This window comes from Microbacterium sp. Se5.02b (genome assembly GCF_019464375.1).
Taxonomy (GTDB): domain Bacteria; phylum Actinomycetota; class Actinomycetes; order Actinomycetales; family Microbacteriaceae; genus Microbacterium.
This window is the reverse complement of sequence record NZ_CP080491.1, coordinates 3,722,957-3,741,323: the sequence shown is the minus strand read 5'-3', so window position 1 is coordinate 3,741,323 and position 18,367 is coordinate 3,722,957. Positions and strand designations below refer to the sequence as shown.

The 18,367-nt window shown below is 68.4% G+C and carries 22 protein-coding genes and 1 pseudogene; 18 read left to right on the top strand and 5 right to left on the bottom strand.

Features of this window, described 5'->3' with window-relative positions:
* The first annotated feature begins 55 nt into the window (after positions 1–55).
* Together K1X59_RS18790 and K1X59_RS18785 are read left to right on the top strand one after the other, a co-directional pair.
* Positions 56–733 (top strand): TrmH family RNA methyltransferase, encoded by a 678-nt coding sequence (locus K1X59_RS18790; RefSeq protein ID WP_183151161.1) that lies wholly within the window; start codon positions 56–58, stop codon positions 731–733.
* 65 nt (positions 734–798) lie between these two features.
* Positions 799–1,266, top strand: a complete 468-nt coding sequence (locus K1X59_RS18785) for a VOC family protein (RefSeq protein ID WP_183151160.1) — start codon at positions 799–801, stop codon at positions 1,264–1,266.
* 2 nt (positions 1,267–1,268) lie between these two features.
* Here the strand turns inward: K1X59_RS18785 and K1X59_RS18780 are convergent, their stop codons facing one another.
* The 3 genes and pseudogenes from K1X59_RS18780 to K1X59_RS18770 form a co-directional block, all read right to left on the bottom strand.
* The gene (locus K1X59_RS18780) at positions 1,269–1,547 is read right to left on the bottom strand and encodes a hypothetical protein (RefSeq protein WP_183151159.1); all 279 of its coding nucleotides are present in this window, start codon (positions 1,545–1,547) and stop codon (positions 1,269–1,271) included.
* Positions 1,548–1,669: 122 nt separating this feature from the next.
* Positions 1,670–2,551, bottom strand: coding sequence for a hypothetical protein (locus tag K1X59_RS18775; RefSeq protein WP_183151158.1), 882 nt, complete (start codon positions 2,549–2,551; stop codon positions 1,670–1,672).
* Positions 2,548–3,869: pseudogene (locus K1X59_RS18770) on the bottom strand (MATE family efflux transporter). The gene K1X59_RS18775 and the pseudogene K1X59_RS18770 overlap by 4 nt, the downstream one beginning before the upstream one ends.
* 118 nt (positions 3,870–3,987) lie before the next feature.
* Here K1X59_RS18770 and K1X59_RS18765 point away from each other — a divergent pair.
* From K1X59_RS18765 to K1X59_RS18715, 12 genes are all read left to right on the top strand, one after another.
* Positions 3,988–4,548: a DUF1992 domain-containing protein gene (locus K1X59_RS18765; protein WP_183151157.1), complete on the top strand. Its 561-nt coding sequence runs from the start codon at positions 3,988–3,990 to the stop codon at positions 4,546–4,548.
* A 149-nt stretch (positions 4,549–4,697) separates the two neighbouring features.
* Positions 4,698–5,900 carry a dipeptidase gene (locus tag K1X59_RS18760; RefSeq protein ID WP_183151156.1) on the top strand — a complete coding sequence of 401 codons (1,203 nt, stop codon included), beginning with the start codon at positions 4,698–4,700 and terminating at the stop codon, positions 5,898–5,900.
* Positions 5,901–5,903: 3 nt separating this feature from the next.
* Positions 5,904–7,526 (top strand): ABC transporter substrate-binding protein, encoded by a 1,623-nt coding sequence (locus K1X59_RS18755; RefSeq protein WP_183151155.1) that lies wholly within the window; start codon positions 5,904–5,906, stop codon positions 7,524–7,526.
* Positions 7,527–7,568: 42 nt separating this feature from the next.
* On the top strand, positions 7,569–8,522 hold the full coding sequence (locus K1X59_RS18750) for an ABC transporter permease (RefSeq protein ID WP_183151154.1): 954 nt from the start codon (positions 7,569–7,571) through the stop codon (positions 8,520–8,522).
* Positions 8,519–9,394 (top strand): ABC transporter permease, encoded by an 876-nt coding sequence (locus K1X59_RS18745; protein WP_183151153.1) that lies wholly within the window; start codon positions 8,519–8,521, stop codon positions 9,392–9,394. Before K1X59_RS18750 ends, K1X59_RS18745 begins: the two co-directional genes overlap by 4 nt.
* Complete coding sequence (locus K1X59_RS22040; protein ID WP_258566938.1) at positions 9,394–9,972, top strand: aminopeptidase P family N-terminal domain-containing protein; 579 nt, start codon at positions 9,394–9,396, stop codon at positions 9,970–9,972. The genes K1X59_RS18745 and K1X59_RS22040 overlap by 1 nt, the downstream gene beginning before the upstream one ends.
* Positions 9,969–10,565 (top strand): Xaa-Pro peptidase family protein, encoded by a 597-nt coding sequence (locus K1X59_RS22035; RefSeq protein WP_258566937.1) that lies wholly within the window; start codon positions 9,969–9,971, stop codon positions 10,563–10,565. Before K1X59_RS22040 ends, K1X59_RS22035 begins: the two co-directional genes overlap by 4 nt.
* The gene (locus K1X59_RS18735; RefSeq protein ID WP_183151152.1) at positions 10,562–11,413 is read left to right on the top strand and encodes an alpha/beta fold hydrolase; all 852 of its coding nucleotides are present in this window, start codon (positions 10,562–10,564) and stop codon (positions 11,411–11,413) included. The genes K1X59_RS22035 and K1X59_RS18735 overlap by 4 nt, the downstream gene beginning before the upstream one ends.
* Positions 11,410–12,420 carry an ABC transporter ATP-binding protein gene (locus K1X59_RS18730; RefSeq protein ID WP_183151151.1) on the top strand — a complete coding sequence of 337 codons (1,011 nt, stop codon included), beginning with the start codon at positions 11,410–11,412 and terminating at the stop codon, positions 12,418–12,420. Before K1X59_RS18735 ends, K1X59_RS18730 begins: the two co-directional genes overlap by 4 nt.
* Positions 12,407–13,417, top strand: coding sequence for an ABC transporter ATP-binding protein (locus K1X59_RS18725; protein ID WP_183151150.1), 1,011 nt, complete (start codon positions 12,407–12,409; stop codon positions 13,415–13,417). Before K1X59_RS18730 ends, K1X59_RS18725 begins: the two co-directional genes overlap by 14 nt.
* 11 nt (positions 13,418–13,428) lie before the next feature.
* Entirely contained in the window at positions 13,429–14,658 is a 1,230-nt protein-coding gene (locus K1X59_RS18720) for a dipeptidase (protein WP_183151149.1), read from the top strand.
* 76 nt (positions 14,659–14,734) lie between these two features.
* The gene (locus tag K1X59_RS18715; protein WP_183151148.1) at positions 14,735–15,436 is read left to right on the top strand and encodes a GntR family transcriptional regulator; all 702 of its coding nucleotides are present in this window, start codon (positions 14,735–14,737) and stop codon (positions 15,434–15,436) included.
* On the opposite strand, the gene K1X59_RS18710 is transcribed toward K1X59_RS18715, so the two are convergent.
* Both K1X59_RS18710 and K1X59_RS18705 read right to left on the bottom strand, forming a co-directional pair.
* Positions 15,426–15,887, bottom strand: coding sequence for a DoxX family membrane protein (locus tag K1X59_RS18710; RefSeq protein WP_183151147.1), 462 nt, complete (start codon positions 15,885–15,887; stop codon positions 15,426–15,428). The genes K1X59_RS18715 and K1X59_RS18710 overlap by 11 nt on opposite strands.
* Entirely contained in the window at positions 15,884–16,330 is a 447-nt protein-coding gene (locus tag K1X59_RS18705; RefSeq protein WP_183151146.1) for a DM13 domain-containing protein, read from the bottom strand. The genes K1X59_RS18710 and K1X59_RS18705 overlap by 4 nt, the downstream gene beginning before the upstream one ends.
* A 166-nt stretch (positions 16,331–16,496) precedes the next feature.
* Between K1X59_RS18705 and K1X59_RS22030 the strand changes: the two genes are divergently transcribed.
* The 4 genes from K1X59_RS22030 to K1X59_RS22025 are packed head-to-tail and all read left to right on the top strand — an operon-like array spanning position 16,497 to position 18,350.
* Positions 16,497–16,733, top strand: coding sequence for a hypothetical protein (locus K1X59_RS22030; protein WP_244632193.1), 237 nt, complete (start codon positions 16,497–16,499; stop codon positions 16,731–16,733).
* Entirely contained in the window at positions 16,664–17,194 is a 531-nt protein-coding gene (locus K1X59_RS18700) for a response regulator transcription factor (protein WP_244632622.1), read from the top strand. The genes K1X59_RS22030 and K1X59_RS18700 overlap by 70 nt, the downstream gene beginning before the upstream one ends.
* A complete protein-coding gene (locus K1X59_RS18695) occupies positions 17,191–18,018 on the top strand; it encodes a histidine kinase dimerization/phospho-acceptor domain-containing protein (RefSeq protein ID WP_258566936.1) in 828 nt (275 codons plus the stop codon). The genes K1X59_RS18700 and K1X59_RS18695 overlap by 4 nt, the downstream gene beginning before the upstream one ends.
* Positions 17,955–18,350, top strand: coding sequence for a sensor histidine kinase KdpD (locus K1X59_RS22025; RefSeq protein ID WP_258566935.1), 396 nt, complete (start codon positions 17,955–17,957; stop codon positions 18,348–18,350). The genes K1X59_RS18695 and K1X59_RS22025 overlap by 64 nt, the downstream gene beginning before the upstream one ends.
* Positions 18,351–18,367: the final 17 nt, after the last annotated feature.

Here is an 18,367-nt window from a genome sequence, read left to right as displayed (position 1 = left end):
CCAGGCCGCCTCCTTCCGGTGCGGCCTGCGGGAGTCGCGGCGATAGCCTGGCGGGATGGATGACGCCGCACCGGAGAGCCGGAACACCGAGCCGCGGGAAGAGCCGGCCGTCGGATCCACCGCCCAGCCCGGCTACGGCGTGGGGCCATGGCCCGGAGGTGAGGAGGCCTGGCCCGAGGGGGAGCAGTACGACCCTGAGCTCCTCGCGGCCGGTGACACCCGCAACGTGATCGACCGCTACCGCTACTGGCGGATGGAGGCGATCGTCGCCGACCTCGACACGCAGCGGCATCCGTTCCACGTCGCGATCGAGAACTGGCAGCACGACATGAACATCGGGTCGATCGTGCGCAGCGCCAACGCGTTCCTCGCCGACACCGTCCACATCATCGGGCGTCGCCGGTGGAACAAGCGCGGCGCCATGGTCACCGACCGCTACCAGCACGTCGTGCACCACGACGACGTCGAGACGTTCGCCGCGTGGGCCGCCACTGAGGGCCTTCCGATCATCGCGGTCGACAACGTCGAGGGCGCCGTACCGGTCGACAGGGCCGATCTTCCGCAGCGGTGCGTGCTGCTGTTCGGCCAGGAGGGGCCTGGGCTGTCGGCAGAGGCGCTCGCCGCCGCGTCTGCTCACATCGAGATCACCCAGTACGGATCGACGCGCTCGATCAACGCGAGTGCCGCAGCCGCCGTGATCATGTACGAGTGGTGTCGACGGTACGCCGGCTGAGCGACCGGACCCCTCGACAGCCACGGGTCCTCGGCGTAGCGTGAGTGCCGATCGAGGAGGCCGACATGGCAGGCGTCACACCCATCCGTCCCTATCTCTGGTTCGTCGACCGGGCGCAGGAGGCGATGGAGTACTACGTCTCGGTGTTCCCGAACTCGTCGATCGACCAGGTGACCCGCTACCCGGACGAGAACCTCAGCGAGCATTTCGAGGGGATGTCGGGGAAGGTCATCAACGGCGAGTTCACCTTGAACGGCACGCGGTTCGGCTGCATCGACGGCGGCCCGGCATTCACCTTCAACGAGGCGGTGTCGTTCATGATCGAGTGCGCCGACCAGGACGAGATCGACCACTACTGGAATGCGCTGTCGGCGGTTCCGGAAGCCGAGGCGTGCGGTTGGTGCAAGGACCGGTTCGGCGTCAGCTGGCAGGTCGTCCCCGCAGGTCTCGACCTCCTGCAGCAGCGGCCGGAGCAGATCCAGGCGCTCATGCACATGAAGAAGATCGTGATCGCGGAACTCGAGATCGCCTGAGTTCAGCCGCGGTCGATACCGAAGATGTGGCGATAGATCGCACTGACATCGCGATCGAGATGATCGATGCGCTCGTGCATCGCCCGGATCTCGGTGTGCACGCCGGCGAACTCGCTGGCCGACTCCGTCCGCACGCTCGCGAATTCGTTGCGCATCTCGGTGCGCACCCCGTCGAATCCGTTCTGCATCGTGCGCAGGAACATCGTCGACATGAGTGTGAGCGTGCCGAACATCCCCGCGGCGAAGACGCCGATCAGGGTCCAGACCTGTGGTTCCGTCATCCCCAGCATCCCTTCAGTGTCTCTCGATCATCGTCGAGGACGCCAGGGGCGGCGGGGGTAGTATTCCGCGGGAACCGGCGGGTGTGAAGAAGTCGTTCTGATCAGAATCGGTGCAGAGACACTCAGCCCAGACGCGCCGTGATCGTGATGTCGTCGTCGATCGTGACGCGCACGTCGTGCAGGCGCGGAGCCGAGCTCCCGAGGCCGAGGATCTCGTTCAGGTCGTGGGAGCGGCCGATCTCGGCCCGGATGGGCTTGCGTGCCGCGCGAAGTGCGAGCGCGATCACCGGATTGCCGCTGGACACGCGGATGTCCCGCACCGTGATGACACCGTCGGGGCGGAGGCCGACACGGACCGTCGCGCGGGCCGACGCGGGAAGGACCCGCCAGCGCACGCCTGCCGCGACGTCGACGCGGATGCCGTCGGCACCGTCCTGCGCCACGTGCGCCCTGACGCGTCGGAGGCGCATTCCGCCCGCCTGCACCGCCGGACGGAGGACCCTCGTCAGCAACGGAGTCAGATCGGCGGCGCCCAGAGAGGCGAGGAGGGAGCCGCGCATCCCGGCGCCCTCTTCGACGACCTCGATGCCGAAGCGGCTCTCGGGGCGGCCCGCCACAGCAGGTTCGGCGTAGACGAGCCATTCGACGGGGGTGTCGTGCACCTGGGCATCGATCGTGAGAGGGACGCCCTCGATGCGCACGGGCCGTGCGGTCACGCGCAGCGTGCGCGCGGTGCCCCGGCGTCGATGCACGACGGCGGGGGTCTCCGAGGGCGTCGTCGCGGCGGCGGACGACGCCGTCCCGTTCTTCGGGGCACGCACGCGCAGCTCGACATCACTCGCATCGAGCGTCAGGTGCTCGAGGTCGTCGCCGGCCACCTCGCACGAGACCCGCACGTCGGCGAGCCCGCGCACCTCCAACTCCGCTTCCTCGGGACGGAGAGAGGCCCGCACCCATCGCGTGACCGTGGCGGCGTCTCCCGGCCACTCCTGCGCAGGGGTCATGCGGGTGCTCCCAGCCAGCGTCCCGAGCGCACCCGCCAGCCCAGAGTGGCCAGCCGAGCGAGCAGATACACGCCGAAGAATGCGACCGCGAGCCAGACGAGACCGGCACCGCCGTCGACGCCGGTCGCGGCGATGATCCACAGCGCGGGAAGGAACGGCACCAGGTTGAGGCCGCCGGCGATCGCCAGGTATCGAGCGTCGTTCGCGCCCATCAGCACCCCGTCGAGCACGAAGACGACGCCGGCTATCGGCTGGGCGACCGCCAGCACGAGCAGTGCCGGCTGCACGAGCGTCGCGATCTCGGCGTCACCCGTGAAGATGATCCCGAGAAGCCCGGACAGCGCAGCGATGATCGCGCCGACGATAACGCCGAACCAGGCGCCCCACGCGACCGTGCGAGCGAGCACCCGGTGCACCTGCTGCTCGTCGCCGGCACCCAGTTCCTTCCCGATGAGAGCCTGCGCGGCGATCGCGAGAGCGTCGAGCGCGAAGGCCGCGGCCGAGAAGATCGTGAACACGATCTGCCACCCCGCGAGTTCATCGGTGCCGATGCCGGTGGCCACGCCCACGGTCGCGAGCAGAGCGACGCGCAGGCTCACGGTGCGCAGGAACAGCCAGCCACCCGATGTGGCGGTGCTGCGGATCCCGGCGCGCTGCGCACGAAGCGAGGCGCTGTGGCGCGTGGCGAGGCGGCGGATCACCAGCGCGTAGGCCGCGACCATGCCCCACTGCGCCGTCACCGTTCCGGCGGCGGATCCGGCGATGCCCCAGCCGAGTCCGTAGATGAACAGCCAGTTGAGCAGGGCGTTGGCGCCGAAGCCGAGTCCGGCGATCCAGAGCGGCGTCATCGTGTCCTGCATGCCGCGCAGCAGACCGGTCGCCGCGAAGACGATGAGCATGGCAGGCAGGCCCCACATCGAGATGACGAGATACTCGTTGGCCTGGGCGGCCACCGCCTCGCTCGCACCGAAGAGCGAGACGAGCCAGGGGAGGAGACGGCGCCGATCGCGGCGAGCACGGCGCCGAGGCCGAGCGCCAGCCACATCCCGTTGACGCCGACCGACACCGCGGCACCCGGCTCGCCTGCGCCGAACCGTCTGGCGACCGCCGGAGTCGTCGAGTAGGCGAGGAAGACCATCAGTCCGACGATCGTCTGCAGCACCGCCCCCGCGATGCCGAGGCCCGCGAGCGGAGTCGTGCCGAGATGTCCGACGAGCGCGGCATCCACGATGAGGAACGCGGGTTCGGCGATGAGCGCGCCGAGCGCGGGAACCGCCAGACGCAGAATCTCTCGATTGAGGGAGGTGCGCGCGGTCATCCTCCGAGCCTATGACCTGGGGCCGACCTCGTCGGTCCTGCACTGCCGGCGTCGTCGATCCTGCACTGCCGGCGTCGTCGTAGGGTGGAGAAGAGCTCGGATGCCACGGAGGTGCATCATGACGGACCCCAGGGACGCCGCAGCACGGTATCTCGCGAACCGGCGGAGCGGCGACAGCGCGGACGGCGACAGTGCGGTCGGCGACGAGGAGACGGGCGTCGCGCCGGGGATCGCGGCGGCTGTCGATCGCGCCGCCTTCATCGAGACCGCCATCCAGGTGGCGATCCGCCGCGGCGACTTCGACGACCTGCCAGGCGCAGGCAAGCCTCTGGAAGGACTGGGCACCCACCACGACCCGGATTGGTGGATCCGCCGCAAGATCGAGACCGAGAACCTGACCGGTCTCGGACCGCCCGCCATCCTGCTGCGTGCGGAGGATCGGGAGCTGAACGACCAACTCGACCTGCTCGGACGCGAGTCGGACGTGCGAGACGTGCTGGAGGACTTCAATCGGCGGGTGCGCGAGGCGCGCCGCCAGCTCCAGGGCGGCCCGCCCGTCGTGACGGCTCCTCGTGACGTCGACGCCGAAGTGGCGGCCTGGGCGGCGCGCCGCGCAGGACGGTCCGTGTCGGCACCCGAGCCGCGCCCGCCGCGACGTCGTCTGTTCCGCCGCGGGTGACGCGCGGCGTCGCGAACCGCGATCTGTTCGCCTAGAGGTAGGACCTCCAGTCTTTGTAACCACCGTGTTACGAAGTGCATGTGACTCTCGACGGCGCATTTCGGCGTCCCTATAGTCGGAGAGGTAAGAGGTCCGACCACTGGAGACACATGCAAGAGCCAAGCGGCAACTATCGCGGATACACCTCCTTCGACTATCTGGAGCCGCACGTCGACTACCGCGTCTTCGCCCTGGCGCAGGAGTTCGGCCGCGTTCCGGCGTATGAGCTCGGGCTCGACCCCGATCAGGTGCAGCGGGTCGCCCGCCTTCTCTCCGACGAGCATGCGATCTCACTGCATGAGCACCCCAAGATCCTCACGGCCGACCCGCATCAACTGCGTGAGTACAACCACACGGGGCGCAACGCCATGGGGTTCGCCGGACTCGCGCGATCGGGCATGTCCGCCTTCTTCGACAACTTCATGAACGGCACCAATTGCGTCACGAGTGAGAACGGGTGGAAGTGGAACGACGTCGTGTTCGACATCGGCCTGCGCTTCGCCGACGTCGCGCAGCAGGATCACGTCGTCGTCGCCCGGACCGTCGCCGACCTGGAGAACGCGAAGGCCGCAGGTCGGATCGCCCTCGTCGCGGGGCTCGAAGCCGCTACCGCGATCGAGAACGAGCTCGACCGACTCGACATCCTCTACGGTCTCGGGATCCGCCAGATCGGCATCGCCTACTCCATGGCGAACCAGCTCGGCTCCGGACTCGCAGAGCCCCAGGACGGCGGGATCACGAGCTTCGGACGTCGAGCCGTCGAGCGCATGAACCGACTCGGTCTCGCCATCGACATCTCCCATTCCTCCGACCGCACCAGCATGGACGTGATCGACGAGTCGTCCGTGCCGGTGTTCATCACGCACGCCGGTGCGCGCAGCGTCTGGCCGACCAACCGGATGAAGCCCGACGAGGTCATCATCGCGTGTGCCGAACGGGGCGGAGTGATCGGCATCGAAGCCGCCCCGCACACGACGCTCTCCGCCGAGCACCCCGAGCATTCGCTGGAGTCGGTGATGGATCACTTCCGCTACTGCGTCGACCTGGTCGGCATCGACCACGTGGCCTTCGGCCCCGACACGAACTTCGGAGACCACGTCGGGCTCCACGATTCCTTCTCCGGCCACCTGACCATCAGTCAGGCACACGGACACGTGGAGCATCCGCGCGTCTCTCACGTCGCGGGCCTGGAGAACCCCGCGGAGAACTTCACGAACATCGTCGGCTGGCTCGTCAAAAACGGGTACGGCGACGAGGACATCCGCAAAGTCATCGGCACGAACATTCTGCGAGTTCTGAAAGAGGTCTGGTAACACATGAAGAGATACAGAGGCACGGGAATCGTTGCGGGCATCGCCGCGGCCGCGCTCCTCCTCGCGGGCTGCGGCCTCAACGAGGACCAGGGCGAACAGCCCGACACCGAGGCCGGAGCATCGACGCTCCGCATCGGCACCACGACCGACGTCGCGAACTTCAACCCGCTCGGTTCGCTGTCCAAGACCGACAGCTGGATCCTCAACGCGATGTACCCGCAGCTGCTGCGCATCGACGGCAACGCGGAGAAGGTGCCGGAACTCGCCGAGGAGTACACGCTCGAAGACGACGGCGCGACCGTGATCTACACGCTCCGCGACGACTTCGAGTGGAGCGACGGGGAGCCGGTGACCGCCTCCGACGTGAAGTTCACGGCCGAGGCGATCATGGAGAACCAGCTCGGCAACGTCGCCGCGAAGCTCACCTGGGTCGAATCGATCGAGGCCCCCGACGACACGACGGTGATCTTCCACCTCACCCAGCCGTACGCGCCCTTCGCCGAAGGCGTCGGATTCTGGATGCGCGTCGTCCCCGAGCACATCTTCAGCGAAGCCGGCGACCTCAGCACCTTCGCGAACGATCAGGCCGACGGCTGGGTCGGCGCCGGCGCGTACGTCCTCGACTCGATGAAGCGCGGCCAGCGGTACGTGCTCAAGGCGAACGAGAACTACCCCTACGCGCCTGAGGGCGGCGCCGCGGTCGGCACGGTCGAATACGTCGTCTACCCCGACGTGAACACGATGATCCTGGCGCTGCGCAACGGCGACATCGACCTCATGGGCACTCCGGTCCCCGCATCTGCTGCGGCCTCGCTCGAGCCCGAAGCGGACATCACCATGCAGGAGGTCGGATCCCTCGGCTTCGCCCACCTCACCTACAACATGCAGAACGCGACCCTCGCCGAGCAACCGGTGCGCCAGGCGCTGTCGATGGTGGTGGACACCGAGTCGATCATCTCGACGATCCTCCAGGGAGACGGCCAGGAGATGGTCGGTCCGATCTCGCCGATCTTCGGGGAGTTCGACAACCCCGACCTCGAGGCGTATCCGTTCGACCCCGCCGGCGCGAAGGCGCTGCTCGAAGACGCGGGCTACACCGACGCCGACGGCGACGGGATGCTCGACGGGCTGTCGTTCGAGGTGCTCTGCGACCAGTCCAACGCCAACCTCACCCGAGTGGCCGAGGTCGTCCGCGAGGACGCCGTGGATGCCGGTATCGAGCTGACCGTCGCGTGCATCGAACGCAACACCTTCCTCTCGCGCACCAAGGACGGCCAGTACGACATCGACCTCTCGCAGTGGGGCGTCTTCGACAACCCGATGGACCAGCTGCGCAGCACCTATCTCTCGTCGAACCCCGGCGGCATCAACTACAACCTGGTGCAGGACGCCGAGCTCGACGCTCTGATCGACGACGCCGCGGTGACGGTCGACAAGGACGCGTTCGGGGAGAAGATCCGCGCGATCGACGAGTACGTCCACGATCAGGCGCTGCTGACCCCGCTGTACGTCGAGACGTTCCGGTTCGCCTACCGCTCCGACCGCTTCGAGGGCTTCGACCCGTCGCCGAGCGATCTGCTCGGCATGGTGACCGGCTACTCGCTGGCGCAGGTCCGACCGGTCTGACCCGGTCGATCGATCAGAACACGACGAGGAGGAAGGGACGGCATGCTGCACTACGCCTCGAAGAAGGCCCTGCGGGCGGTGCTCACCATCTGGATCGCAGTGACCATCACGTTCTTCCTGCTGCGGCTGCTGCCGGCCGATCCCACCCTCCTCGTCGTGGAGGGGGACATGACCCCGGAGATGCAGCAGGCGCTGCGCGAGCAGTACGGCTTGGACAAGCCGCTGCTCGTGCAGTACCTGCTGTATCTCGGCGAGCTGCTCACCGGGAATCTCGGTGTCTCGTTCCGGCAGCTCGTCCCCGTGACCGACGTGCTCCTGGAGCGGCTGCCGTGGACGCTCCTGCTCGCGGGGTCGGCGTTCGTGCTGACGATCCTGATCGGGATCCCGCTCGGCGTGTACGCAGCCGTGGGGCGCGGAAAGGCGGTCGACAAGCTCGTGCAGTTCCTCGGCATCACCAGCAATGCGCTGTTCGTGCCGAGCGTCGCCATCTTCCTGCTCGTCGTCTTCGCCGCGAACCTGGGCATGTTCCCGATCGGTGGCGCGATCGACCCCGACACCAGAGGGGTCGCCGCCTACCTGAGCCTGTTCCAGCATCTGGCGCTGCCGTTGTTCTCGCTCGTCCTGGTGCAGGTCGGGCCGTACGCGCTCACCCTCCGCACCAACATGCTCGAGGTGCTCGGCGAGGACTACATCAAGAGCGCGCGATCACGCGGATACACGCCACGCCGCACCACCTGGCTGCACGCGCTGCGCAACGCGTTCATCCCCGCGCTGACGCTGATGGGCCTCCAGCTCGGAACGCTCGTCGGCGGCGCCGTGCTCACCGAGACGATCTTCGCCTACCCGGGCGTCGGACGCCTCATCTACGAGTCGGTTCAGCAGCTCGACTACCCGATGCTCCAGGGCGCCTTCGTCATCCTCGCCCTCACCGTCGTCCTGGCGAACCTCGCCACCGACCTCATCGCCATGTTCCTCAACCCCAGGATCCGCACATGAGCACCACACTTCCCGCGCCGACGAACCTCGACGCCCTGACCCGCCGCCGACGTCGCGGCGGAGGCTACTTCTCGTCGCCATCCGGATGGCTCTCGGTCGGCGTGCTCGTCGTGTTCGCGCTGACCGCGATCTTCGGACCGATGATCGTCGACAAGCCGAGCGGGCTCGGCGTCGACATCCTCCAGCCCCCGTCCGCGCAGCACTGGTTCGGTACGGACGACCTCGGGCAGGACGTGTTCGCCCAAGTGGTCTGGGGCACCAGGGTGAGCCTGATCGTCGGGGCCGCGGCATCCGTGATCGCGATCGTCATCGGCACGGCGCTGGGATTGATCGGGGCCTACGTCCGACGACTCGACCCGATCGTGACCACGCTGACCGACGTGATGCTCTCGCTCCCGCTGCTGCCCCTCATGATCCTGGTGACCGCGCTGGCCGGGCCGAGCGTCCTGACCCTCACGGTCGTGATCGGTGTGCTCTCGTGGGCGGAAGTCGCCCGGCTCATCCGCTCCAACGCGCTGGTCGTGTCGTCGATGCCCTACATCGACGGGGCGCGGGTGCTCGGGGCTGGTCCGATCCGCATCCTCTCCACCGAGATCCTCCCGGCAGTCATGCCCCTCGTCGTGGTCAGTGTTCTGCTGCAGGCGGCCAGAGCCGTGATCTCCGAGGCCGGACTGAGCTTCCTCGGCATGGGCGACCCCAGCACCTGGTCGTGGGGGCGCATCCTGCTCAATGCGCAGCGGTCCGGGGTGATCGCGACGGCGTGGTGGCAGACCCTGTTCCCCTCGCTCGCGATCCTCGTCCTGGTGCTCGCCGCGACCATCGCCGGCATCCGCTACAACGACTCGCGCGACCCGCGCCTGAGAGGTGTGTGATGAAGCTCGCAGACGACTTCTACCAGCGCATCCAGGATCGCGTGCGCGCGCGTCTCTCCGAGGATCAGCTCGACGGGTTGATCGTGACCGTGCCCGGCGACGTCGCCTACCTGATCGGCTTCTTCTACGCCGTGACGGAACGCCCGGTCTATCTCTGGTTCGGTCGCGACGGCTCCCGGTTCGCGCTGCTGCCGGAGCTGGACGCGGAGTACGCGGCAGCACAGGGCGTGCATGCCGACATCCGCACCTACTTCGAGTACCCGGGTGTGCGAACGCCGGAGCAGCACCTGGCCGACGAGCTGGCGAAGAGCGGGACTCCGCTGGCACGGATCGGCGTGAGCGGCGCCCTGACGATCGGGGCACGGGCGGCACTGGTGGATGCCCTCCCCGCGAGCAGCTTCATCCGCACCCGCATCCTGAGCGACCTGCGGCTGCGGAAGGAACCCGAGGAGATCGAGCTCCATCGACAGGCGGCCGAGGTGTGCGACGAGATGCTCGGAGCCGGACGGGCGCTCATCGAGGGGGCCCTGCGATCCGGGGACCGCTGCCCACCGAGGGCGACCTCGCCCGCGAGGTGATCGGGTTCGGCACCGACCGCATGTACGAGCGCTATTCGCACGTGATCTACACCACGAAGCTCGCGGGGGGACTCGTGTACGCGGGGCCGAATGCGGCACGTCCGCACGGGCTGCCCAGCCGACGCCGACTCGAGATCGGCGACACGCTGATCCTGTCGCTCGGCGCCGCCGTCGGGAGTCGGTTCGTCGAGAGCGAGCGCACGTTCGTGATCGGGGAGCCCTCGGCCGCGCAGCGGGCATACTTCGACGTCGCGCTGCGGGCACAGGAGATCGGCACGCAGGCGATGACGGTCGGTCGCACCTGCGCGTCCGTCAACACCGAGTGCCTCGACGTCATCCGTGATGCGGGTCTTGGCGGGTACATCCGCCACCGACAGGGCCACGGGATCGGCATCGCCCAGCACGAGGCCCCGTGGGTCGAGGACGGGGACCCGACCGTGCTCGCCCCGGGGATGATCCTCTCCAGCGAGCCGGGGATCTACATCCCCGGCCACGCCGGCTACCGCATCTCCGATTCGGTGCTCGTGACCGCAGACGGTCCGGAGCGCCTCACCAGATATCCGCGCACTCTCGAGGAGAACACGATCGCATGAGCGAGTACTTCGACACCGTCAACGGCGCCAGGATCAAGCTGCAGATCCTCGGGGACGACGATGCCCCGGCGATCATCGTGCATCATGGAGCGCCGGGCCTGGGCTCCCGTGCGGAGCCGGTGCGCTCGTTCGGACCCTTCAGCGACGACTACCGGATCGTCACGTTCGATGCCCGCGGATCGGGCGAATCCGCGGACGAACCGCCGTACACCCACGAACAATGGGTCGCCGACATCGATGCGATCCGCGAAAGCCTCGGTCTCGAGACGATCGTGATGGCCGGGGGCTCCTACGGCGGCTTCCTTGCGATGGAGTACACGCTCGCCCACCCGGAGCGGGTGAGCGCGCTCATCCTGCGCGACACCGCGGCCAACACCGCTTACGACCATCTGGCCGTCGAACGGGCGCGCCAGACCGACAGGGTCGTGATCGACGACTGGACCATCGCGCGGATCGGGACGGGGCACTTCGCCGACGACGCCGAATTCGAGCGGTACTGGCGTGGCATCCTGCCCCTCTACGACCACGCGTACGACCCGGAGGCCACCGAGCGCAAGGCGAGGGCGACGACCTACCACCACGCGACCCACAACGCGGCGTTCGGGGTGAACATGCCGAAGTACGATCTCCTTCCGCGGCTGGGGGAGATCGCGTGTCCGACCCTCGTCGTGGTGGGACGGCACGACTGGCGCACGCCCGTCCCCGCCTCGCAGGAGATCGTCGATCGCATCCCCGGCGCCGAGCTCGTGGTGTTCGAGGAGTCGGGGCACTCGCCGCAGTTGGAGGAGCCCGAGAAGTTCCAGGCGGTCGTGCGCGACTTCCTGCACAGAGCGGGAGTGCGCGGATGAGCGCTCCTGTGCTGAGCGATCCGGTGCTGAGCGTGCGCGGTCTGAGCGTCGAGTTCACGACACGCGATGGTGTCGTGCGGGCAGCGCAGGACGTGACCTTCGAGGTGTCGGCCGGCACCACGCTCGCCATCCTCGGCGAGTCGGGGTCGGGCAAGTCCGTCACGGCGCAGACCGTCATGAACCTGATCGAGACCCCACCGGGGCGGGTGTCGGCGGGCGAGATCCTGTTCGAGGGGCAGGACCTGCTCACGATGGATCCTGCCGCGCGTCGTACCGTGAGCGCCGAGGGCATCGCGATGGTGTTCCAGGACTCGCTGTCGGCCTTGAACCCGGTGTACACCGTCGGCGGCCAGATCGCCGAGCTGCTGCGTGTGCGGAGGGGGATGAGTCGTCGGGCGGCGTGGGAGCGGGCGGTCGAGCTCATGGGCCGTGTGCGCATCCCCTCGCCGGCGGAGCGCGCGAAGGACTATCCCCACCAGTTCTCCGGCGGGATGCGGCAGCGGATCATGATCGCGCTCGCGATCGCCCTCGAACCGAAGGTGCTCATCGCCGATGAGCCGACCACCGCACTGGACGTGACCGTCCAGGCGCAGATCATGGACCTCCTCGTGCAGCTGCAGAGCGAGACGGGCATGGCCCTCATCCTCATCACGCACGATCTCGGCGTCGTCGCCGAGGTGGCCGACCAGGTCGCGGTGATGTACGCCGGCCGCATCGTCGAGCGCGGCACCATCTTCGAGCTGTTCGAGCGGACTGCGCATCCCTATACGCGGGGTCTGCTGCGCTCGATGCCGCGCCCCGACCGCGACGACGACGTGCTGTGGGCGATTCCCGGCGCTCCGCCGAACCTGCTCGACCTCGGTCAGGGGTGCGCGTTCCGCGGCCGCTGCGACGCGGCGATCGACATCTGCGCGACCGAGCGGCCGGAGCCACGGCCCGTCGGCGCCGATACCGGGCGCGTCTCGGCGTGCCATCGACGTGAGGAGGTGCTCAGTGGACGAGCATGACGTGGTGCTGACGGTCGAAGACCTCACCAAGCACTTCCCGGTGCGAGGCGGCCGATTCGGAGGCGGAGGACGCGTGGTGCGCGCGCTCGACGGCGTGAGCTTCGAGCTGCGCAAGGGTGAGACGCTCGGCATCGTCGGCGAGTCCGGATGCGGCAAGTCGACCCTGGCGCGCACGATCGTCGGCCTGGAGACGCCCACCTCCGGTGCGGTGCGCTTCCGCGGGGCCGACCTGCACCGCCTGCGGGGCGCGCAGCGCGACGACATGCGCCGACGCGTGCAGATCGTGCTGCAGGATCCCTACTCCTCGCTCAACCCGCGCCGCACCGTGCGCGAGACGCTGCTCCAGCCATTCCAGATCCATCCCGAGGTGACGCCGCGGGGCGGACGTGAGCCGAGGATCGCGGAGCTGGCGGAGCTGGTGGGTCTCAACCCGGACCACCTCGATCGCTACCCGTTCCAGTTCTCCGGCGGGCAGCGCCAGCGCATCGGGATCGCGCGTGCGCTCGCGCTCTCACCGGAGGTCATCATCTGCGACGAACCGGTCTCGGCACTCGACGTCTCGGTGCAGGCGCAGGTCGTCAACCTCCTCCAGCGGCTGCAACGCGAACTGGGCCTCGCCTACGTCTTCATCGCACACGATCTGTCCGTCGTCCGTCACATCTCGGATCGCATCGGCGTGATGTACCTGGGGCGCGTCGCGGAGATCGGAGACCGAGCCGAGGTCTACGACACCCCCGCCCATCCGTACACCGACGCGCTGCTCGCGGCCGTCCCCGTGCCCGACCCGACGCGACGGGGCGGTCGCCGCTCGCTGCTCGCCGGCGATCCGCCGAGCCCCGTCGATCCCCCGAGCGGATGCCGCTTCCGCACGCGCTGCGTGCGGGCGCAGGACGTCTGCGCGAGCGAGGCGCCGCCGTTGCGGGCCACAGCACCATCCGGCGACCGAGACGTCGCCTGCCACTTCCCCCTCATCCCCGAGAACACCCTCGCACGCTAGGAAGCACCGTCATGTCCTCTTCGTCCTCTTCGCCCGTCCTCCCCGCAGGCAATGCCCCGCAGTACTCCGGATACACGGCGTACGGCTACCTGGAGGCCGGCCGCGACTACCAGCACTTCGACCTCGCAGCGGAGGTCGATCGCGTCCCCGCGCGTGCCTTCGACCTCGATGAGGAGCAGCGGGCCCGCATGCGTCGGCTGATGGACGAGAACATCGTGCTCTCTCTGCACGAGCACGCGATCGTGCTGCCCGAAGACGGCGACCAGGTACGGCGGTACAACCGCACCGGCCGTCAGCGCACGGGCTACGAGGGATTGTCACGTTCGGGGCTGACCGCCGTGATCGACAACTTCATGGCGGGGGCATCCTGCGTGACCAGTCAGAGCGGCTGGAAGTGGGACGACATGATCTATGCGCTCGGGTTCCGCCTCGCAGACCTCGCCAAACAGGACTACGTCCGGCTGGCCACGAGCGTGGACGACATCCACGCCGCCAAGCGCGACGGGCGGGTGGCACTGATCGCGGGCTTCGAGTGCTCCACCATGATCGAGAACGAACTCGACCGCATCGACATGCTGTACGGGTTCGGCGTTCGTCAGCTCGGCATCGCCTATTCGCAGTCGAACATGCTCGGCTCCGGCCTCTCGGAGCCGGCGGACGGCGGCCTCACCACCTTCGGTCGTCGGGCCGTCGATCGCATGAACAAGCTCGGCATGCTGATCGACATCTCGCACTCGGGGGACCGGACCTGCCTGGAGACGATCGACCACTCGGCCGTACCCGTCATGATCACCCATGCCGGTGCGCGCGCCGTCTGGCCGATCGACCGCATGAAGAGCGACGAGACCATCATCGCGTGCGCCGAGCGCGGCGGGCTCATCGGGTTGGAGGCGGCTCCGCACACCACGATCTCGTCCGAGCACCTCACGCACTCGATCGACTCGGTCATGGACCACTTCCGCTACTGCGTCGACCTCGTCGGCATCGATCACGTCTCGTTCGGCCCCGACACGATGTTCGGAGACCACGTCGCCGTGCACAAGGCCTATGCGGGCAACTACGCGCAGAAGTCGCCGGAGCATGAGAAGCACCCGCGCGTCGAGTACGTCGAGGGTCTCGAGAACCCCGGTGAGAACTTCTGGAACATCACGGCCTGGCTCGTCGAACACGGCTACAGCGACGAGGACATTGCGAAGGTCATCGGCGGCAACGCGATGCGTGTTCTCGGCGAGGTCTGGTAGAAATCCGAGAGGACAACTTCTCGACGTACGACAGCAGACTTCTCGATGGGACCCGATGGCCAAGCGTGACAGCGTAGTGAGGAACACCGTCGCGGCGCTGCGACAGCTGATCGATGTCGAGTACGTCGTGGGCGACAGGCTCCCCAACGAGAAACGGATCGCCGAGAGCCTCGACGTGAGCCGCGGTTCCGTGCGTGAGGCGCTGGGGGTGCTCGAGGCCGAGGGCTTCGTGACGCGCAACTGGGGCGTCGGCACGTTCGTCAGCGCGCCTCGACCTTCGTCCTCGCTGAGCATGTCGGCCATCGCCTCCTACCGTGACCGCGTGCACGCCGTCGGACGCACGGTCGCGCTGCGCGAGGCCGGGTACACGCTCGTGCCCGCTCCGCCCGAGATCGCCGAGGTGCTGGGCGTCGAGCCGGAGTCGGGCGTGTGGCGGGTCTACCGACTGTTCGCGGTCGACGACACCCCGTCTGCGCAGATGATCGAGCACATCCCTGCGACGATCCACGGCGTCGCGATCGACCCCGCGCCCATGACGACGGTCGACTCCGGCCTGTTCGACATGCTCAACGGACACATCGACGACGTCGTCTCGCACACGACGACCGACATCGAGGCGGTGCGGCTCGAGGAGCCGGAGGCCACCGCGCTCGATGTCGACGCCGGCACGCCGGTGCTGCGCACAGAGCAGGTGACCACCGACGTCCAGGGCGGGGTTCTCGCCTACGGAGTGACGCTGCAGCGCACGGACGTGCTCCGGATGCGCATCACGCGCTGACCCGCCTCCGCCTTCGCAGCCAGCCGTCCACTCCGAAGCGTCCCGCCGCCGGGAGGAGCAGCACGACAGCGCAGAGCACGACCATCGCCGGGTACGCGGCAATCAGCTGATCCGCGCTCCAATAGAGCATCAACGTCCCGATCGACACGAACGCCGCGATCCTGGTCAGCAGCCCCGCGACCAGCAGGAGCCCCAGGGCGACCTCGAGCGCGGGCATCACCACCCCGAACAGTCCCGGAGCCGTCTGCATGAACGACCCGACGGGCGCGAAGAACCACGGCACCCGAGGGTTCTCCTCCGTGCTCCCGGTCACGAGGGCGATGTCGGCCGCCCCGAAGCCCGCCCGATACTTCACGAAGCCTTCGTTCAGCCACAGGACTCCGACCGCCACTCTGGCCCCGCCCCCGAGCACCGAGCCGATCAGGGGCCCCGCCGGTCGCGATCCGGTCATGACAGCTCGGCTGCTCCGAACACGGCCTTCGCCTTGTCGCAGTGGATCACGACGTAGGTGTACTTCGAGGTGTCGACACCGTCGAGCATGAAGGTCTGCGAGGCGGTGTCGATCGAGACGGCATCGACGAGCATGCCCTCGGACACGGCGGCCTCATCCGTGCCGTTGGTGAGGTAGACGTGCAGGTCGGGGCCTTCGTCCGACGAGAAGTCGGAGAGGGCGATCTCGTCGTCCGACACGGTGACGGTGCCGGAGACCATCTTGTCGTTCAGGCCCATGAACTCACCGGTCATCTCGGTCATGGTCATCGCCGTGCCGTCGTCGGTGCTCTGCGACATCGAGGACTCCGGTGCGGGGTCTTCGGTCGCGGCAGGCGAACTGCACGCCGAGAGGGTGAGGGCGAGGGCGAGAGCCGCGGTGGCGGCGAGAGCTGTCTTGCGCATGAGGATCTCCTGTTCACGGTGTGCGATGTCTGTGCCCTGAGCGACGGATGCCGCGGCGGATCGCACTTCGAAGAACGCTAGGAAGCCGACGCCCCTGGCGGGGAAGACCTTTCGGAACCGTAAGGAACGGGTCGGGGCCGCAGCGGCCGCGACTAGTGTCGACCCCATGCAGGAGGCAGCCGAGGTCGTGGTGGTCGAAGACGACCCCACCGTGCGCGAAGCCGTGGGGGCGTATCTGCGGGCCAACGGCTACGTGGTCTCGACCTTCGGCGACGGGGTCTCCGCGCGGACGGCGCTGCGCGACGGCACCCCGACGTGGTCGTCGTCGATCGGATGCTGCCCGGCATCAGCGGCGACGAGCTGTGCCGCGACCTGCGGTCCTTCTCCGACGTGCCGATCATGATGCTCACGGCGCTCGGGCAGCTGGACGACCGCATCGAGGGGTTCGAGTTCGGTGCCGACGACTACCTCGCGAAGCCGTTCTCGTTGCGGGAACTCCTGGTGCGGGTCGGCGCGCTCGTCCGGCGCTCTCAGAGGGGGCAGGCATCGGCCGGGGAGGTGCGCGCCGGCGTGTTCGCGATAGATCCGCTTCGACGTCGTGTGTGCGTGCGTGGCGAGGAGATCGCGCTCACCGGGCGCGAGTACGACCTGCTCCTCTTCCTCGTGCGCAACGAGGGGCGGCCGCTCGGCCGTGAGGAGATCCTGCGTGAGGCGTGGGGCTGGAGTTTCGGCGAACCGTCGACGGTGACGGTGCACGTGCGCAGGCTGCGGGAGAAGATCGAGAGCGATCCGCGTGATCCGGTGCACCTGCGCACGGAGTGGGGCGTGGGCTACCGCTTCTCGACGCTGGGCGACGGTTCATGATCGAGCTCGCCGCCGCCGACGTCCTGACGATCGTGCTGACCTGCGTGATCGCCGCCGTCTGCGTGGCCGCGATCACCCTGGCGCTGCTGCGTCTGATGCGCCGCCGGTCGGTCCGCGCGCAGCTGATGCTCGTCGCGAGCGCCGGGGTCGTCGCGATGGCGGCGGGGGTCGTCGCGATCTCGGTCGAGATGTACATCTCCCCGCACGACCTGACCGTCCTCCTCGTCGTGATCGGGGTGTCCCTCATCCTCGGGCTCGCCACCGCGTGGGTCGTCGCGCGGGCGATGCGGTCGTCGTTCGGCCGCCTCTCGGCATCGCTCGACGAGGTGGGGCGCGGGGGCGTCATCACGGCGGCGCAGGGTGGATCGCGTGAGCTCGACGAGCTGTCGGTGCAGCTGGCGGATGCGTCGGCGAGGGTGGATGCCGCGAAGGCGGAGCTGGAACGCCTCGACTCGGCGCGGCGACGGTTCTTCGCCTGGATCTCGCACGATCTGAGGACCCCGCTGACCGCGGTGCGCGCGCTCGCCGAGTCGATCGAGGTGGGGGCGGCGGACGCGCCGGAGCTCTTCGCCGGGCAGGTGCGGGTGCAGGTGGAGACGATGAGCCGCATGGTCGACGACCTCTTCGAGCTCTCCACGCTGACTTCGGGGGCGGTGCAGGTGCAGACGCAGCAGGTCGAGCTGCTCGACGTGGTGTCGGACGCTGTCGCCGATGTGGCCGCTGCAGCCGACCGACACGGTGTGCGCATCGTGGAGAGGGGGTGGGCGGCCACGTGCTCTGGGCGGATCCGCACCACCTCGGCAGGATCATCGTCAACCTGCTGACCAACGCCATCCGGCACGCCCCGCGGGGCACCGAGATCGTGGTCTCGGCCACGGAGATCGAGCGGAACCGGCTCGTGCTCGGCATCCTCGATCACGGGGCCGGCGTCGCCGTGGAGGACCTCGACCGCATGTTCGACGTTGGCTGGCGCGAAGATGCGGCGCGCACATCCCCGGCCGATCACGACGGCGTCGCCTCGGGAGCCGGTCTCGGGCTGTCGATCGCGCGCGGTCTCGCGCGGGCGCATGGCGGCGAGGTGTTCGCCGAGCACACGGACGACGGCTTCCGCATGAACGTGCTCCTTCCGTTCGGCGGCGCACCCGACCACACGTGACCCCGCGGGTCTTAGGC

Coding starts and splice junctions, on each gene's coding strand:
- K1X59_RS18790 (WP_183151161.1), top strand. CDS start 56: ATGGATGACGCCGCACCGGAGAGCCGGAACACCGAGCCGCGGGAAGAG.
- K1X59_RS18785 (WP_183151160.1), top strand. CDS start 799: ATGGCAGGCGTCACACCCATCCGTCCCTATCTCTGGTTCGTCGACCGG.
- K1X59_RS18780 (WP_183151159.1), bottom strand. CDS start 1,547: ATGACGGAACCACAGGTCTGGACCCTGATCGGCGTCTTCGCCGCGGGG.
- K1X59_RS18775 (WP_183151158.1), bottom strand. CDS start 2,551: ATGACCCCTGCGCAGGAGTGGCCGGGAGACGCCGCCACGGTCACGCGA.
- K1X59_RS18765 (WP_183151157.1), top strand. CDS start 3,988: ATGACGGACCCCAGGGACGCCGCAGCACGGTATCTCGCGAACCGGCGG.
- K1X59_RS18760 (WP_183151156.1), top strand. CDS start 4,698: ATGCAAGAGCCAAGCGGCAACTATCGCGGATACACCTCCTTCGACTAT.
- K1X59_RS18755 (WP_183151155.1), top strand. CDS start 5,904: ATGAAGAGATACAGAGGCACGGGAATCGTTGCGGGCATCGCCGCGGCC.
- K1X59_RS18750 (WP_183151154.1), top strand. CDS start 7,569: ATGCTGCACTACGCCTCGAAGAAGGCCCTGCGGGCGGTGCTCACCATC.
- K1X59_RS18745 (WP_183151153.1), top strand. CDS start 8,519: ATGAGCACCACACTTCCCGCGCCGACGAACCTCGACGCCCTGACCCGC.
- K1X59_RS22040 (WP_258566938.1), top strand. CDS start 9,394: ATGAAGCTCGCAGACGACTTCTACCAGCGCATCCAGGATCGCGTGCGC.
- K1X59_RS18735 (WP_183151152.1), top strand. CDS start 10,562: ATGAGCGAGTACTTCGACACCGTCAACGGCGCCAGGATCAAGCTGCAG.
- K1X59_RS18730 (WP_183151151.1), top strand. CDS start 11,410: ATGAGCGCTCCTGTGCTGAGCGATCCGGTGCTGAGCGTGCGCGGTCTG.
- K1X59_RS18720 (WP_183151149.1), top strand. CDS start 13,429: ATGTCCTCTTCGTCCTCTTCGCCCGTCCTCCCCGCAGGCAATGCCCCG.
- K1X59_RS18710 (WP_183151147.1), bottom strand. CDS start 15,887: ATGACCGGATCGCGACCGGCGGGGCCCCTGATCGGCTCGGTGCTCGGG.
- K1X59_RS18705 (WP_183151146.1), bottom strand. CDS start 16,330: ATGCGCAAGACAGCTCTCGCCGCCACCGCGGCTCTCGCCCTCGCCCTC.
- K1X59_RS22030 (WP_244632193.1), top strand. CDS start 16,497: ATGCAGGAGGCAGCCGAGGTCGTGGTGGTCGAAGACGACCCCACCGTG.
- K1X59_RS18700 (WP_244632622.1), top strand. CDS start 16,664: ATGCTGCCCGGCATCAGCGGCGACGAGCTGTGCCGCGACCTGCGGTCC.
- K1X59_RS18695 (WP_258566936.1), top strand. CDS start 17,191: ATGATCGAGCTCGCCGCCGCCGACGTCCTGACGATCGTGCTGACCTGC.